The organism is Streptomyces sp. NPDC028305 (genome assembly GCF_055569495.1).
The window spans coordinates 119,605-134,875 of sequence record NZ_JBVHTN010000011.1; the positions used below are offsets into that span (position 1 = coordinate 119,605).

The 15,271-nt window shown below is 74.7% G+C and carries 11 protein-coding genes; 8 read left to right on the forward strand and 3 right to left on the reverse strand.

Annotated elements, in window-relative coordinates; genetic code table 11:
* Positions 1-121 precede the first annotated feature (121 nt).
* Both ACZ4WQ_RS40335 and ligD read right to left on the reverse strand, forming a co-directional pair.
* On the reverse strand, positions 122-1,072 hold the full coding sequence (locus ACZ4WQ_RS40335) for an ATP-dependent DNA ligase (protein ID WP_311730252.1): 951 nt from the start codon (positions 1,070-1,072) through the stop codon (positions 122-124).
* 82 nt (positions 1,073-1,154) lie between these two features.
* On the reverse strand, positions 1,155-2,057 hold the full coding sequence (gene ligD, locus ACZ4WQ_RS40340; protein ID WP_468022799.1) for a non-homologous end-joining DNA ligase: 903 nt from the start codon (positions 2,055-2,057) through the stop codon (positions 1,155-1,157).
* A 30-nt stretch (positions 2,058-2,087) separates the two neighbouring features.
* Here ligD and ku point away from each other — a divergent pair, with 30 nt between their 5' ends.
* Positions 2,088-3,143, forward strand: coding sequence for a non-homologous end joining protein Ku (gene ku, locus ACZ4WQ_RS40345; RefSeq protein WP_398370640.1), 1,056 nt, complete (start codon positions 2,088-2,090; stop codon positions 3,141-3,143).
* An 11-nt stretch (positions 3,144-3,154) separates the two neighbouring features.
* Here the strand turns inward: ku and ACZ4WQ_RS40350 are convergent, their stop codons facing one another.
* Entirely contained in the window at positions 3,155-3,976 is an 822-nt protein-coding gene (locus tag ACZ4WQ_RS40350) for an NAD(P)H-binding protein (RefSeq protein ID WP_398370638.1), read from the reverse strand.
* A 123-nt stretch (positions 3,977-4,099) separates the two neighbouring features.
* Here ACZ4WQ_RS40350 and ACZ4WQ_RS40355 point away from each other — a divergent pair, with 123 nt between their 5' ends.
* The 7 genes from ACZ4WQ_RS40355 to ACZ4WQ_RS40385 all read left to right on the forward strand — a co-directional run bounded on the left by ACZ4WQ_RS40355 (position 4,100) and on the right by ACZ4WQ_RS40385 (position 15,212).
* A complete protein-coding gene (locus tag ACZ4WQ_RS40355) occupies positions 4,100-4,714 on the forward strand; it encodes a TetR/AcrR family transcriptional regulator (RefSeq protein ID WP_385342457.1) in 615 nt (204 codons plus the stop codon).
* Between the two features lie 353 nt (positions 4,715-5,067).
* On the forward strand, positions 5,068-7,152 hold the full coding sequence (gene otr(A), locus ACZ4WQ_RS40360; RefSeq protein WP_398370636.1) for a tetracycline resistance ribosomal protection protein Otr(A): 2,085 nt from the start codon (positions 5,068-5,070) through the stop codon (positions 7,150-7,152).
* Between the two features lie 54 nt (positions 7,153-7,206).
* Positions 7,207-8,919 carry a S1 family peptidase gene (locus ACZ4WQ_RS40365; RefSeq protein ID WP_468022800.1) on the forward strand — a complete coding sequence of 571 codons (1,713 nt, stop codon included), beginning with the start codon at positions 7,207-7,209 and terminating at the stop codon, positions 8,917-8,919.
* 34 nt (positions 8,920-8,953) lie between these two features.
* A complete protein-coding gene (locus tag ACZ4WQ_RS40370; RefSeq protein WP_398370632.1) occupies positions 8,954-11,329 on the forward strand; it encodes a serine/threonine-protein kinase in 2,376 nt (791 codons plus the stop codon).
* A 12-nt stretch (positions 11,330-11,341) separates the two neighbouring features.
* On the forward strand, positions 11,342-12,943 hold the full coding sequence (locus ACZ4WQ_RS40375) for a VWA domain-containing protein (RefSeq protein WP_398370630.1): 1,602 nt from the start codon (positions 11,342-11,344) through the stop codon (positions 12,941-12,943).
* On the forward strand, positions 12,940-13,905 hold the full coding sequence (locus ACZ4WQ_RS40380) for a hypothetical protein (protein ID WP_358843378.1): 966 nt from the start codon (positions 12,940-12,942) through the stop codon (positions 13,903-13,905). The genes ACZ4WQ_RS40375 and ACZ4WQ_RS40380 overlap by 4 nt, the downstream gene beginning before the upstream one ends.
* Positions 13,902-15,212: an ABC transporter substrate-binding protein gene (locus ACZ4WQ_RS40385; RefSeq protein WP_398370628.1), complete on the forward strand. Its 1,311-nt coding sequence runs from the start codon at positions 13,902-13,904 to the stop codon at positions 15,210-15,212. The genes ACZ4WQ_RS40380 and ACZ4WQ_RS40385 overlap by 4 nt, the downstream gene beginning before the upstream one ends.
* Positions 15,213-15,271 lie beyond the last annotated feature (59 nt).

The following is a 15,271-nucleotide window of genomic DNA, read 5'->3' on the forward strand; positions in this document are numbered from 1 at the left end:
GGGCCCCCCGGCGGCCCCCCGGGGGCGGGCCCCCCCGCTCTTGTTTTTTGGGGGTGGGGCCGCCCCCCCCCCCGGCGGGGGGGGGGGGGGCCCCCCCCCCCAAACACACCACAAACTCCGGCTACTCCGGCGCGCGCAGCCGCACCACCGCGGTCGCCGCGTGGCGGGCCGTGCTGTCCCGCTGTACCTCGACCGTCAGCTCCGGGGCCACCGGCCGGTACGAGATCTCCGTGCCCACCATGTCCTTGGCGGTGGGGGCAGGCTCGTCCCCGGGCGGCTCGGGGGCTGCGGGCAGGCCGCGCAGCGCGGCCGTGATCTGGGCGCGCACCGCCGGGGAGAGCGGGGTGGAGACCACCGGGCCGTCGTCGCCCGGCAGCACCAGCGCGAGGGAGCGCGGGTGGTGGCGGGGGCCGACGACGCCGACCACCACGGCCTCGCGCGTCTCGGAGTGCCGCAGCTTCCACCAGTGGCGGCCCGCGCGGTAGGGCTGGCCCAGGCTCTTGATGACCAGGCCCTCGACGCCGATCGCCGGGAGGGTGTCGTACCAGGTGGCGGCGAGCTCCGGGTCGGTGGTCATGGGGACGGGCTGGAGCGGTGGCCCGTACGGCTCCAGCAGGGCGACGAGGCGGGCGCGGCGCCGCTCGTACGCCAGGGGGCGCAGGTCTTCGTTGCCCGCGGCGAGCAGGTCGAAGGCGGCGTAGGAGGCGGGGAGTTCGCGGGCGAGCCGGGCGGCGCGGGCGCGGGTGGCGGCCGCGCGCTTCTGGACGGCGCCGAAGTCCGTACGGCCGCCGGTCCACACCACGACCTCCCCGTCCAGGACGGTGCCGGCCGGCAGCCGTTCAGCGGCGGCCCGCAGATCGGGGAAGGCCGTGGTGACGATGCGGCCGGAGCGGGCCTGGAGCAGGACGTCGTCGTCCATACGGAAGATCAGTACGCGGTGGCCGTCGAACTTCGGCTCGTACGCCAGCCGCCTCCCGGCCGGGTCGGGGAAGGCGTGGACGGGGCGGGCCAGCGCGACCTCCACGGGCGGCAGCAGCGGCGCCCGGGAGGGCGGGCTCCAGTGCGGGATCACGGCGCGGCTCCGGGGGGCGTGCCGGGAGTCGGCCCGGTTCCGGGCAGCCACCGCGCCGCCGCGGGCAGTCCGGCCGCCGCCGTCACGGGTTCGCCCCCTCGGGCACGGGGCGGGCCAGCCCGGGGTCCAGGAGAGGCTCCAGCAGATCCCCGTGGCGGTCCAGCCGGGGCGTCATGTCGTCGATCCGGAAGACCATCTGCGCGGGGTCCTCGCACCTCTCGACCTCGCCCCACGTGACGGGCGCGGAGACGGTCGGCTCGCGGCGCGCGCGGGCGGTGTAGGGGGCGGCGGTGGTCTTGGCGGCGGCGTTCTGGCTGAAGTCGACGAACACCTTTCCCGGCCGCAGCGAGCGGGTCATCTTCGACGTCACCAGCCCGGGCACGGCGGCCGCGGCCTCCAGGGCGAGCTTCCTGGCGTAGCCGGTGGTCTGCCGGGAGGGCGTCGGCTCCACCGGAACCAGCAGGTGCAGCCCCTTGAAGCCGCTGGTCTTGGCGTACGCGGACAGCCCGTCGGCGTGCAGCCGCTCTCGCAGCCACTCGGCGACGGCGCAGCAGTGGACGACCGTGGCGGGCGGGCCCGGGTCGAGGTCGAAGACGAGGCGGTCGGCGAGACCGGCGTCGCGATCGGCGCGCCACATGGGGGCGTGGAACTCGACAACCAGGTTTCCGGCCCACATCAGCGAGGCCAGGTTCTGGACGAGCACCTGGCGGGAGGTCTCCCCCTCGTGGCGGGGCACCTCGGCGGTCTCGACCCAGTCGGGCATGCCCGGGGGCGGGTTCTTGGTGAAGAAGGTCTGGCCGTCGGGGCCGTCCGGGAAGCGCAGGAAGGCGAGAGGCCGGCCGCGCAGATGGCGGAGGAGCGGGCCGGCGGCGGCCGCCAGGTAGTGCAGCAGCTCGCCCTTGGTGGTGCCGGTGGCCGGATAGAGGACCTTGTCGAGGTTACTGAGCGCGATGCGCCGCCCCTCCACCTCCGCGATAGGGGACATACGATAAGAATCTCACGAAAGGGATCAAGCATGCGATCCATCTGGAATGGGAACATTTCCTTCGGCCTGGTCAGCATCCCGATCAAGATGTATCCGGCGACCGAGGACCACGCGGTCTCCTTCCGGCAGGTCCACTCCAAGGACGGCGGCCGGATCCGCTACCGCAAGGTCTGCGAGCTCGAGGACAAGCAGATCGACGCGGCGGAGATCGGCAAGGCCTACGAGGACGCGGACGGCACGCTGATCCCGATCACCGACGAGGACCTGGCCCGCCTTCCGCTGCCCACGACCCGCGCCCTGGAGATCCAGGCGTTCGTCTCGGCGGCGGACATCGACCCCCTCCAGATGGGCGACGCCTACTACCTCGGCGCGAACGGCCCCGCGGCCGCCAAGCCGTACGCCCTGCTGCGCGAGGCGCTCAAGCGCAGCGAGAAGGTCGCCATCACCAAGTACGCGCACCGGGGGCGGGAGCGGCTGGGCATGCTGCGCGTCGTGGGCGACGCCATCGCCATGCACCGGCTGCTGTGGCCCGACGAGGTGCGCACCCCGGTCGGCGTGGCCCCCAAGGAGAAGGTGACGATCCGGGACGCGGAGCTCGACCTGGCCGACACCTTGATGAACACGCTCGGCGAGGTCGATCTGAGCGAGCTGCACGACGAGTACCAGGAGGCGCTGGACTCGCTCGTCGCGGCGAAGATGGCCGGGGCCACGCCCACCGCCGAGCCCGGCGAGGCCCCGGCCGGGGCGCAGGTCGTCGATCTGATGGCGGCGCTGCGGGACAGCGTGCGCAGCGCCCGTCAGGCCCGGGGCGAGGAGGCCGGGGAAAAGGCGGAGCCCGAGGGGGCCGGGGAGGCCGGGGAGGAAGCGGAGGCGACGGTTCACCCGCTGCGGGCGCGCAAGAAGGCCGCCGCACCCGCGAACAAGGCCCCGACAGCGAAGAAGACCGCCGCGGCCGCGAAAAAGGGCGCCGAGAAGGCGGGCGCGAAGGCAGGCGCGAAGGCGGGCGCGAAGAAGGCCGCGGCCAAGAAGGCCCCCGCCAAGAAGCAGGCCGCCGCCAAGCGGGCGGGCGGCCGGACCGCCTCCTGACGAGGCCGGTATCAGCTGAACGCGGCCGCGTGCTCGCTCGCCCACTGGGCGAACGTACGCCCCGCCCGCCCGGTGATCCGCTCCGTCTCCGGGGAGATCTCGGCGGGGCGGTCGACGCACTCCGCGTACATCCGCAGCAGCGAGTCCGCGATGGCCTCCGGCACGCCCCCGCCGGTCATCGCCTCCCGGGCCGCATCCGCCGGGATCTCCTCGTACCGCAGCGGCCGCCCGAGCGCCTCGCCGAGGATGGCCGTCTGCTCCGCGAAGGTCAGCGACCGCGGCCCGGACAGCAGCGGCTTCTGGCCGGTGCAGTCCTCGCTGAGCAGGGCGCGGGCGGCGACGGCCGCGATGTCGCCCTCGTGGATGGGCGCGGTGTGGGCCCGCGCGTACGGCCCGTACACCACATCGCCCTTGCGGATCTGCGCCGCCCACTGGAGCGCGTTCGAGGCGAACGCGCCGGGCCGCACATGCGTCCAGGCGAGCCCCGATCCCTCGATCTCGGTCTCCAGCTCATGGTGGTGGTTGCCGATGACATTGCCCGGGCCGGGCTCCGCCGCGGCCGAGGAGGAGAGCGTGACGATGCGCCGCACCCCCGCCCGCGCGGCCTCGCGCAACAGCTCGGCGGGGCCCGTCTGCCACACCACCGCCGCGTTGAGGAAGACCGCCGTGGCGCCGTCCAGCGGAAGGTCGGCGGTGCGCGCCACCCGCACCCCCTCGGGCAGCCGCGCCGAGTCCGGGTCGCGGGTCAGCGCGCGGACCTCCGCGCCCGCCGCGACCAGCTCGTCCACCACATGCTTGCCGACGGTTCCGGTGGCTCCGGTCACCACGATCATGACGAATTCTCCTCGCTCCGACGTGCCCTTGGGGCTGACCGCCCCCACGATTCATCCGGGCGGATGAACTTGTCAAACAAATAGATGGGTGAAGTCGCCCGGCCCTGCGGCTAGCCTGACCGGGTGAAGGAGAGAGCTCCACAGGAAGCCCCGAAGAAGCCCCGCCGCGCCCCCGCGCCCCAGGAGCGCAAGCTCGACTCCGAGCGCTCCCGGCGGCTGCTGCTGGACGCCGCCATGGACGAGTTCGCGGAGAAGGGATACGCGGGCGCCCGCGTCCAGGACATCGCGGACCGCGCCGGGGTCAACAAGCAGCTGATCAGCTACTACTTCGGCGGCAAGGAGGGCCTCTACCTCGAACTGCACCAGCAGTGGCTGCGGCGCGAGGCCACCATCGCCGACCCGGCCCTCCCCCTCCACGAGCTGATCGTGCGCTATCTCGACGAGTCCTTCGCCGACCCCCGGCCCACCCGCCTCAACCTCTGGAACGGCCTCACCGGCGGCGCGGTGGAGCCGGACCCCGAAGACCTCTCCGGGCTGCGCCGCCGCCAGGCGGCCGGCGAGCTGGCCGAGGACCTCGACCCGGCCGCCGCGATGCTGCTGTTCATGAGCCTGGTCTCGGCGCCCGTCGCGATGCCGCACATCGTGCGGCAGCTCTTCGGCGTCGAGCCGGACTCACCCGAGTTCCGCGAGCACTACACCGAGCAGCTGCGCCGGATCGTCCGCCACCTCGCGCCCTAGCGGGCGTCCGGGCGGTCTTTTCCCCTACCCGCCCCTTCCCGCAACTGGGGCTCCGCCCCAGACCCCGGGCCGGGGGCAAGCCGCCGCGCGGCGGAGCCCCGCGCGGCGACAGGCCTCGGCAGGGGCGAGGGGAGGGCAGTGTGCGAGCGGCGGTCGGTATGCGGCTCCGCCGCGTGGGTCTGCCGCAGGCGTCAAGATCCGCGGGCCGGGGCCTTAATCCGCTTGACGTCACCGCTGCCGCTGACAGGATGGCCCGCGTCCATCCGACGACCAGCAGGAGCATGCGATGCGCCGATTCCTCGGAACTACTCAGCGCCCCCACCGGACGACAGTTCTCGAGGACTTCAGCACCCATGCCCACTTCGCGCACCCCGCGGGCCCCGCGCATCGCCCGCACCCTGAACATCGGCATCCTGGCGCACGTCGACGCCGGTAAGACCAGCCTCACCGAGCGCCTGCTCTTCGACCACGGCGCCATCGACCGCCTCGGCAGCGTCGACAGCGGCACCACCCAGACCGACACGGGCGACATCGAGCGCGAGCGCGGGATCACCGTGCGCTCGGCGGTCGCCTCCTTCACCGTGGGGTCGGCACAGGTCAATCTGATCGACACGCCCGGCCACTCGGACTTCATCGCCGAGGTCGAGCGCGCCCTCGGCGTGCTGGACGGCGCGGTCCTGGTGCTCTCCGCCGTGGAGGGCGTCCAGGCGCAGACCCGGGTGCTGATGAAGACGCTGCGGCGGCTGCGGCTGCCGACCCTGCTCTTCGTCAACAAGATCGACCGCGCGGGCGCCCGCCAGGACGGGCTGCTGACGGACATCCGGGACCGGCTGGCCCCGCACATCGTCGCGATGACAGCGGTACGGGGCCCGGGCACGCGGGACGCCCGCGCCGTGCCCCGGTCGCTCGACGACGCGGACGTCCGCACCCAGATGGCCGAGGCGCTGGCCGAGACCGACGACGCGCTGCTCGCCCGGGTCCTGGACGGCCCGCCGCCCACGCCCGCCGAGCTGCGGGCGGCGCTGGCCGCCGGGACGGCGGACTGCCGCGTCCACCCGGTGTTCTTCGGCTCGGCGCTGAGCGGCCAGGGCGTCGGCGCGCTCGCCCGCGGGATGGCGCGGCTGCTGCCGCCCGCGCCCGCCGGCGCGGAGGCGGCGGCAGCCCCGTACGGGACGGTCTTCGCCGTCGAGCGGCGGGCCGGAGCCGGGCAGAAGACCGCCTGTCTGCGGCTGTTCACGGGCGAGTTGACCGTACGGCAGAAGGTGACGCTCCACCGCCGCGGGCCGGGCGGCACGCCCGTGGCGTACACGGGCCAGCTCACCTCGCTCGACGTCGTCGGCCGCCCCGGCGCGGGCCGGCTGACCGCCGGGAACATCGGGAGGGTGCGGGGCCTGCCCGAGGTGCGGGTCGGCGACCGGCTCGGCCCGGCCGACGCCGCCCCCGACGGCCCCGACGACCCGGGCGGCCCCGCGCGCCCGGAGGCGGACCAGCCGCACTTCGCCGCGCCCAGCCTGAGCACGGTCGTCCGCGCCCGCGAGCCCGGCCCGGGCCCCGCCGCCCGGCTGCACGCCGCGCTGGTGAGCCTGGCCGAGCAGGACCCGCTGATCCACACCCGCGCCCTGCCGGGCGGCACCACCTCGGTGCTGCTGTACGGGGAGGTCCAGAAGGAGATCATCGCGGCGACGCTCGCCCGGGACTTCGGCATCGAGGCCGACTTCGAGCCGAGCCGGCCGGTCCATGTCGAACGGCCCGTGGGCGTCGGCGAGGCGTGCGAGGAGATGGCCCGGCGGCATCACACCGGCCTCTGGGCGACCATCGGGCTGCGCGTCGAGCCCGCCCCGGCCGGCTCCGGGGTGGCCTTCCGGTACGAGACGGAACTGGGCGCGCTGCCCCGCGCGTTCCACCACGCCATCGAGGAGACCGTGCACGACACCCTCCTTCAGGGCCACGGCGGCCGGGCGGTGACCGACTGCCGCGTCACCCTGATCCGCTCGGGCTTCTCCAGCCCGCTCAGCACCGCCCGCGACTTCCGGGAGCTGACCCCGGTGGTGCTGGAGCGGGCGCTGCGCGGCGCGGGGACGCGGGTGTACGAGCCGTGCCACGCCTTCGAGCTGGAGATCCCGCACGACACGCTGGCCCCGGTCACCGCCCGGCTCACCGCGGCGGAGGCGGAGATCGCCGGCGTGGCGGAGACGGCGGGCGGGGCGCCGGTCTGGCTGCTCGAGGGCCGGATCCCCGCCCGGGAGGTGCACGGGGTGAAGCGGTGGCTGCCGGGGCTCACCCGCGGCGAGGGCGTGTGGTGGTCCCGGCCGTCCGGGGACCGCCCGCTGGGCCCGGGGCGGGAAACCGGCCCGGGGCGGGAAACCCCGTCCGCCGCACCCCGCGCACCGCAGGCCGGACGCACGGATTCCGCCCCCTCCGGTCACCCTTTCCCGTGACTCATCGGCCGGTTGGGGTCACTTCCGTACGTCCCGGGCGTATGCTCGGGCCACATGGGGGCGGAAAGCGACAATCCCGCCAATGCACCCGCCCACGACGGGACTTGGCGGGTCCGGATCCGTAGTACGACCGGCGAGGTTCTGGGCGCCGGAATCCTTCTGGGCAGCGAGACGGTGCTGACGTGCGCCCATGTGATCCCCGCGGACGGATGGCCGGTGCCCGCCGCGGAAGTCCGGGTCGACCTGGTCGGCGTGCCCGACGCCGAGCCCGTCACCGCGCGCGTCGCCGAGGGCTGCTGGGTGCCCCAGCGCGCCGACGACTGCGGCGATGTGGCCCTGCTGACGCTGAGCCGCCCCCAGCCCGCCGAGTACGCGGCGCGGCTGTTCCGGCTGCCGCCCAAGCCCCGGCGGCCGGTGCGGATGTTCGGCTTCCCCGAGGGCAACGACAACGGGATGTGGTTCTCGGCCCGGATCGCGGGCACCGCGGGACCGCGCGCGGAGTGGGTGCAGCTGAACCCGGAGTCGCGCGGCGACGTGGTGCGGTGGGGCTTCAGCGGCGCCGGGGTCGAGGACGAGGAGACCCAGCGCGTCATCGGCATCGTGGTCAGCCGCTACGACGACTCCGACAGCGTGCCGAGCGCCGAGCGCCGCCACTTCTCGTACATGATCCCCGTCGAGACGGTCCTCCGTCATCTGCCGGGGGTCCGCCGCTGGGTGGACGGCGACCCCGGCGTCGACGAGCGGCTGGTCTCCCCGCTCACCGACGGCGTGCAGGACATCGGCTTCGCCCAGCGGCTGGCGCTGTGGCTGCGCCGCGAGAGCCTGGCCGGGCGGGAGGGCATCGCGGACGTCGAGACGGTCGTGATCGCCGACGACGACAGCGACCGGTACGAGACGCTCAGCCGGGCCGTGACGCTCGCGGACCGCGAGCTGGCCGGGGTCGGCGCCGAGCAGGCGGTGTCCTCGGCCCCGCGCAACACGGTGCCGCCGATCGGCAGCCTCGACCTGGCCGTCGACGTCACCGGCCGCACCGACACCGACGTGGCCAAGCGGGTCGCCGACCGGATGGACCTCAAGGCGCTCGGCGACACCTCGCCGTTCAGCCGGATCCGGGCCAACGCGGTGCCGCTGACCATCGTGGCGGTGAGCGTGGACCGGGCCCACGACCCGGAGGCCCTGGTCCGCTTCATGGAGATCCTCGCCGACCGGGGCAGCCGGCTGATGCTGGTCTTCCGCGATCCGCAGGCGCCCGCGCTGCGCCTGGCCGAGCGGCTGTTCCGCCCGGAGCGGGAGCGGATCGACGCCTGGATGGGCGAGCTGGCCGGGCAGGTGACCCGCGCGGAGCGCCTCGAGCGCGAGGCCGTCGAGCGGCGCGCGCTGCTCTCCCCCGCCCTGAACGCGCCGTACCCCCGCAGCGCCTCGGCGCTGCGCGTCAATCTGCTCCGGCTGCGCGGCGACCCCGGGCTGTACACCCATCACATCATCGCCAAGATGGCCGCCTTCGAGCACGCGGCGGCCACGGTCCTGCGGCGCGCCGAGGCGGCGCTGTGCGCGGCCGACGAGCAGCTGAAGCGCATCCCCGAGCTGGAGGGGCTGCTGCGCGCCTCCGCCGCGAGCGCGGGGGCCCGGGCCGTGTCGGAGCACCCCGAGCTGATCCCCCTCCAGCGCGCGGCGGTCGAGCTGCTGGATTCGGTGCCGTACGACGTGGCCGCCGCGCAGGAGGCGGTCGACCGGTTCGTGCGCGCGGTCAACGAGATCGGGCCGTGAGCGGGCTCCCGAGGAGAGCCGGGGAGGAGACGTGATGACGGACGGGACGAGGGGCGGCGGCCCGCCGGGCGGGGCGGCGCTCTGCCACCGGCCCGACTGCCCTGCCGCGGGCCACGGCCGGATCAACGACCGGGGCTTCTGCTCGGAGTGCGGCCACAAGGCCCAGGGCCCGGCCCCGGGCGCCGCCTCCCCTGGCGCGCCCGCCTCCGCCTCCGGCACCCCGGAGGCCTCCGGCATCCTGGAGTCCGAGTCGACCGCCACCGCGGCCCGCGCCCGACGGCGCGCCGTGGCCGGGAAGTTCACCGTCCGGCCCGCGGGCGACGGCCTGATGGACCTGCCGCGGGTCGAGCTCCCCTCCCTCCGCGACCTGATCGACAACGATCCGCAGCCGCCCCCGAAGGGACAGCCCTGCGCGGGCCAGGGCTGCGAGGAGACCGTCGGCGCGGCCTACGCCGGACAGCCCGCGCTCTGGGCCGGGTTCTGCCCCCGCCCCGACTGCCGCCACCCCTTCGACTTCACCCCGAAGCTGCGCCCCGGTGATCTGCTGGGCGGCCAGTACGAGGTGGTCGGCTGTGTCGCGTACGGCGGGCTCGGCTGGGTCTATCTCGCCGAGGACACCCAGCTCGACCGCCAGCCCGTCGCCATCAAGGGGCTGATCAACGACGACGACGAAACGGCGCAGCGCGCGGCCGTCGAGGAGCGCCGCTATCTGACCCTGCTCGACCACCAGGGCATCCTGCGCATCATCAACTATGTGCCCCACCCGGATCGCGACAGCGGCCGCCTGCGGGGCTACATCGTGATGGAGTTCGTGGCCGGGATGACCCTCGCCGGGATCAGGGACCGCATCAAGCGGTCCGAGCCGCCGTTCGACGACTCCCGCCTCTACCAGTACATCCTCACCTATGGCGCGCACATCCTGGACGCGCTGGAGTATCTGCACGGCGAGAAGCTGGTCTACTGCGACATCAAGCCGAGCAATGTCATGCACCACGAGGGCCGGGTCAAGGTGATCGACCTCGGCGCGGTCCGCCGGCTCGGGCAGCGGGACGGCCCGGTCACCTACACCGACTGGTTCGCCTCCCCCGAGGTCCGCGAGCGCGGCGCCGCCGACCTCACCGAGCTGCACGACCTCTACGGGGTCGGGCGCACCCTGCTGAACCTCTCCGACAAGGCGGTGCGGGCCGACCAGCGGCCGCCGGGCCTGGGCGCCGAGTCGTACCGGCGGCTGCTGGACCGCGCCACGGCCTTTGACCCGCGGCGGCGGTTCCGGTCCGCCCGCGAGATGGCCGAGCAGCTGCGCGGGGTGCTCCGCGAGCTCCACTCGCTGCGGCTGGAGCGGGAGCAGCCCGAGCCCTCCACGCTGTTCTCGCCCACCGCGGCCCTGCTCGACTCCGGGCTCGGCCGGATCCCCGGCCTGGAGCGCTGGCTGGCCGGGGAGGCCCGCCCCGTGCTCGCGGACGGCCGGCCCGACCCCGCCGAGGTGCCGTTCGGGCTGCCGGTGCCGTTCCCCGACGCCAAGGACCCGGGCGCGGCGCTGCTCAACACCCCGACGGGCAGCGGCCCGCGGCGGCTGATCGAGCAGCTGGGCGCCTTTCCACACGAGTCCGCGGAGATACGGTTCCGCATCTGCCGCGCCCATCTCGAACTCGGCGAGCCGGCCGACGCCGAGGCCCAGCTGCGGGCCGTCGAGCGGATCATCGGCGGCGGCGCGCCGTACGACTGGCGGCTGAACTGGCACCGCGCGCTGGTGCGGCTGACCGAGGGCGCCGTGGCCGAGGCCCGGCAGGAGTTCGACGCGGTGTACGACGCGCTGCCCGGGGAGTACGCGCCCAAGCTGGCCCTCGGCTACTGCGCCGAGCACCTGCGCGACCACGGCGCGGCCGAGCGGTTCTACCAGGCGGTCTGGCAGCGCAACCGCTCCCAGGGCAGCGCCGCCTTCGGCCTGGCCCGGCTGCGGCTCGCCGCGGGCGACCGCACCGGGGCGGTCGACGTCCTCGGCGGGGTGCCGAAGGTCTCGCGCCACCACGACGCCGCCCAGATCGCCACGGTGCGGGCGCTGGCCGGCCGGCTGGGCCACCCCGACCGGCTGCCGACCGAGACGGACTTCGCGGAGGCGCTGACCCGGCTGCCGCGGCTGTATCTGGACGACGGACGGGCCTCGGGCCACGCCCGTGAGCGGCTGACCGCCGAGGTGCTGGAGGTCGCGCTGGACTGGGTGCTCCGCTACGGCGCCGCTGACGACGCGCGGGAGGCCGGGGCGCTGTTCGGAGAGCGGGACGAGCAGTCCGCGGTGCGCGCCCGGCTCGAAAAGGCCCTGCGGGCCCTGGCCCAGCAGGCGGACAGCCCCGAGGCCCTGGAGGTGCTGGTCGACCGGGCCAACGCCGTCAGGCCCATGACCCGCGTCTGACGAGGGGATCGGATGAGCGAGGACAAAGCGGGAACGGATGGCGCGGGGGCCGGGCCGGCCGGGACGGACCGCCCGGCGGCGGACGGCGGCGGCCCGGCCGCGGGCCGGGGCGCCAAGCCGGGCGAGGGACACGACGGCCCGGCCATCACCCTGCGCGTGGACCAGAACGCGTATCTCCCGGCCGCCGCGGGCCGCGCCGAGATGCACGCCATCGTGCGGGTCGAGGCCCAGGGCCTGGGCCCGGCCGCGGCCCGCGCCGCGGCCTGCGAGGTCATCGTCATCGACTGCTCCTCGTCGATGACCTGGCCCCCGACGAAGATCATGGCGGCCCGCAAGGCCACCGTCGCCGCCATCTCCGCGCTGCGCAAGGGCACGCGCTTCGCCGTGGTCAGGGGCACCGAGCGGGCCGAGGTGGTCTATCCGCCCACCGGCGGGGTGGCCGTCGCCGGGCCCGACACCAAGGCGGCCGCCACGCACGCCGCGATGAAGCTGGCGGCGGTCGGCGGCACCGCGATCGGCACCTGGCTCGACCTCGCCCGCCGCCTCCACACCGGGCAGCCCGCGCCCCTCCGGCACACCCTGCTGCTCACCGACGGCAAGAACGAGAGCGACGAGCCCGGCCATCTGGCGCGGGTGCTCGATGAGTGCGCCCCGTGCTTCACCTGCGACGCGCGCGGCATCGGCGACGACTGGGACGCCGCCGAGCTCAGGGAGATCGCGCGGCGGCTGCGCGGCCGGGCCGACGCGGTGCTCGACGACTCCGACCTGCCGGCCGAGTTCGCGGCGATGACGCGCGGCTCGATGGCCAAGGCCCTGACCGGGCTGCGGCTGCGGGTGCGGACGCGCGCGGGCGGCGCGGTCGGCCTGGTCAAGCAGGTGTACCCGACGCGTCTCGACCTCACCGACGAGGGCGCCCGGCCCGACTCCCGGACCTGGGAGTTCCGCACCGCGCCCTGGGCCGACGAGGTGCGCGAGTACCACCTGTGCGTCCTGGCCGACCCGGAAGGCGACGCGCAGGACGAGGAGATCGAGCTGGCCGAGGTGGAGCTGTCGCTCGACGCGGATCCGGACAGTGGCGCGGCCGGCATCCGGCTGCCCGCCGCGCAGTCCGTGCTGGTCCGCTGGACGGACGACCCGCTGCTGTCCTCCCGTATCCACCCCCGGCTCGCGCACTACGGCACGGACGACGCCCTCGGCCTCGCCGTCACCGCCGCCTACGACGCGTATGTGGCGGGCGAGCCGCAGCAGGCCCAGGAGCACTGGGGCCGGGCCGCGCGGCTGGCGCACCAGTTGGGCAACGAGAAGATGCTGGACCGGCTGCGCGGGCTGGTCGACATCGTGGACCCGGCGGCGGGCGAGGTGCGGCTGCGGGAGGAGATCAGGCCGCTGGACCTGAACTCCACCATGGTGCTGTCCGACGAGAGCAGCCACTTCCGCGGCCCGGACCCGGGCGCCCCCGAGCCCGCGCTGCCCCTCTCCCCCGCCGCGCCCGCCGGCCCCGACGTCAAGTGCCCCAACTGCGAGCGCCTGGCCCCCGCCACCGCCGCCTTCTGCCAGCAGTGCAACACCCCCCTGGGCCCCGGCGGCCCCGGCACCCCGGCCGGTGCGGTGTGAACGGCACCCGCGGCTTTCTGATCCGCCGTCTGGTGACGCTGCTGGCGCTCTCGGTGGCCGCCTCCGCCGTGCTGTTCACCGCGTACTACGGCGTCAGCCGCAACACCCGGGCCGTACGGGACGCGTCGGCCCCCGCGATACTCCAGGTGGCCGCGGCGAACGAGGCCCTGGACGAGTCGTACGAGTACGCGAAGCGCAGCCTCGTCGGCGGCACCGGGGACATCGAGGGGCTCGGCGAGGACTACCGCACCACGCTCTCGACCGCCAACCAGGCCCTGGCCCAGGCCCTCAAGTCCACCACCGCGGGCCCCCCGGCCCGTCAGACGCTGCTCACCGTCACCGGCCTGGTCTCCTCCTACGGCGACCTGGTCCAGCAGGCGTACGTCAACCGCGACAACACCGCGCTCCGCGACGCGTATCTCGGCTACGCCGAAACGATGCTGCGCGGTGACGACGGCTCCGGCCACAGGGCGCGGAGCGGTGACAGCGACATCCTCGCCCGGCTGGCGCAGGTGGAGAAGAAGCAGCTCCGCCTGCTCGACCAGCAGACCTCCTTCGGCTGGCTGCTGTCGCTCGCCTGGTGGGTGCTGGTCCCGGCGGCCTGCGCCGCGCCGGTCGTGCTGCTGGTGCGCACCCAGCGCTTCCTGCGGCTGCGCTTCCGCCGCCGGTTCAACCCCTTCCTGCTGGTGGCCACCGGGCTGTTGCTCCTCACGGTGCCGACCCTGGCCGTCCTCACCTACCAGACGCAGGACCGGCTGGCCCAGGCCCGCACCAGCCTGCGCCAGACGAACATCGGCAAGGCCCCCGACACCACCAACAAGAGGGTGAGCACCAAGATGGAGGAGACCCACTGGCGCACCGGCGCCGTGGTGTGGATACCGATGGGTGGCGTGCTCCTCGCCGCGCTCGTCTTCGTCGGGCTCCAGCCGCGTATCGACGAGTACCGGTTCCGGGCCCGATGAGCGCCGCCACCCGCCCCGCCCGCCCCCGGAACGTCACCGCCGCCGTGCTCGGCCTGTGGCTGGTGATCCTGTGCGCCCTCGGCTCGGGCGACGCGGGCGCCCAGCCGTCGGGCGGCACGATCCGTGTGCTCGCCTCCTGGACCGGGCCCGAGGCGACCGCCTTCCGCCGCGTGCTGGACGCCTTCACCGATGCGCACCACATCCGCGTCGAGTACCAGGGCACGACCGCGCTGCGCGAGGTGCTGCTCTCCGAGGTGCGGTCCGGCACCCCGCCCGACATCGCCGTGCTGCCCAGCTCGGGGGAGCTGACCGCCTACGCCGCCCAGGGCTATCTGACCGAGCTGGACGAGGTGGTCCCGGCGGAGTACCCGCCGCTGTGGACGCCCAGGCAGCCCGAGAACGGACCGGTCTACGGCATCGCCGTCAAGGCCGATCTGAAGAGCATCGTCTGGTACGACGGCACCCGCCACACCCGCGGGGACCTGCCCGCCCTGGCCGCCGACAGCCGCCAGTGGTGCGTCGGCATGGGCGACGGCGCCACCTCCGGCTGGCCCGGCACCGACTGGATCGAGGACATCCTGCTGCGGCTACAGGGCAAGGAGGTCTACGAGCAGTGGGCCTCCGGCGACCTGGCGTGGGACGATCCACGCGTCGAGGAGGCGTGGCGGACCTGGGGCGAGCTGCTCTCGGGCCCGGCCGCGCGGACCGCGCTGCGCACCGACTTCCGCGCGGCGGGGAAGAAGCTGTTCGCGCAGCGGCCGCCGTGCGCGCTGGAACACCAGGGCTCCTTCATCCGCGGCGGCTACGCCCCCCACTCCCGCCAGGCCAGGTTCGGCTTCTCCGCCGATGTGCTCAGGCTCCCGGGCTCGCCCCCGGGCGCGTACGAGGTGTCCGGGGACTTCGCCGCGCTGTTCAAGAACACCGGGCACACCGGGCAGGCGCTGGAGCTCATGCGCTATCTCGCCGCGGCCAAGGGGCAGCAGGTGTGGGCCGAGGAGACCCCGCGCGGCTCAACCAGGCCGTTCTCCGCGAACAGCAAGGTGCCGGTGACCGTCCAGACGGACGGCGTCGCCCGGTCCATCGCCCAAACGCTCAAGTCCTCCTCGCTGTGCCTGGACGCGTCCGACGCCATGCCGCCGCGCATGCGGCTCGCCTTCCAGCGCGCCGCCCTCACGTTCCTCAGCTATTCGGCCGCGGACAAGGAGAAACGGCTGGGGACGCTGCTGGGCAGTCTGGAGAAGGTCCACCAGAGCACCGAGCGCAGCACGTTCCCGGACCAGCCCTGGCCCTCGACGGTGTGCGGCTGACCATGCCGATCGGGCGGGCCCGGGAATCCCCGGACCCGCCCGATCGGCGTCGTCACCCT

Excerpts from the sequence above, each read along its gene's own strand:
- ligD (WP_468022799.1), bottom strand. The coding sequence starts at position 2,057 with ATGTCCCCTATCGCGGAGGTGGAGGGGCGGCGCATCGCGCTCAGTAAC.
- ACZ4WQ_RS40365 (WP_468022800.1), top strand. The coding sequence starts at position 7,207 with ATGGGGGCGGAAAGCGACAATCCCGCCAATGCACCCGCCCACGACGGG.
- ACZ4WQ_RS40350 (WP_398370638.1), bottom strand. The coding sequence starts at position 3,976 with ATGATCGTGGTGACCGGAGCCACCGGAACCGTCGGCAAGCATGTGGTG.
- ACZ4WQ_RS40375 (WP_398370630.1), top strand. The coding sequence starts at position 11,342 with ATGAGCGAGGACAAAGCGGGAACGGATGGCGCGGGGGCCGGGCCGGCC.
- ku (WP_398370640.1), top strand. The coding sequence starts at position 2,088 with ATGCGATCCATCTGGAATGGGAACATTTCCTTCGGCCTGGTCAGCATC.
- ACZ4WQ_RS40385 (WP_398370628.1), top strand. The coding sequence starts at position 13,902 with ATGAGCGCCGCCACCCGCCCCGCCCGCCCCCGGAACGTCACCGCCGCC.
- ACZ4WQ_RS40370 (WP_398370632.1), top strand. The coding sequence starts at position 8,954 with ATGACGGACGGGACGAGGGGCGGCGGCCCGCCGGGCGGGGCGGCGCTC.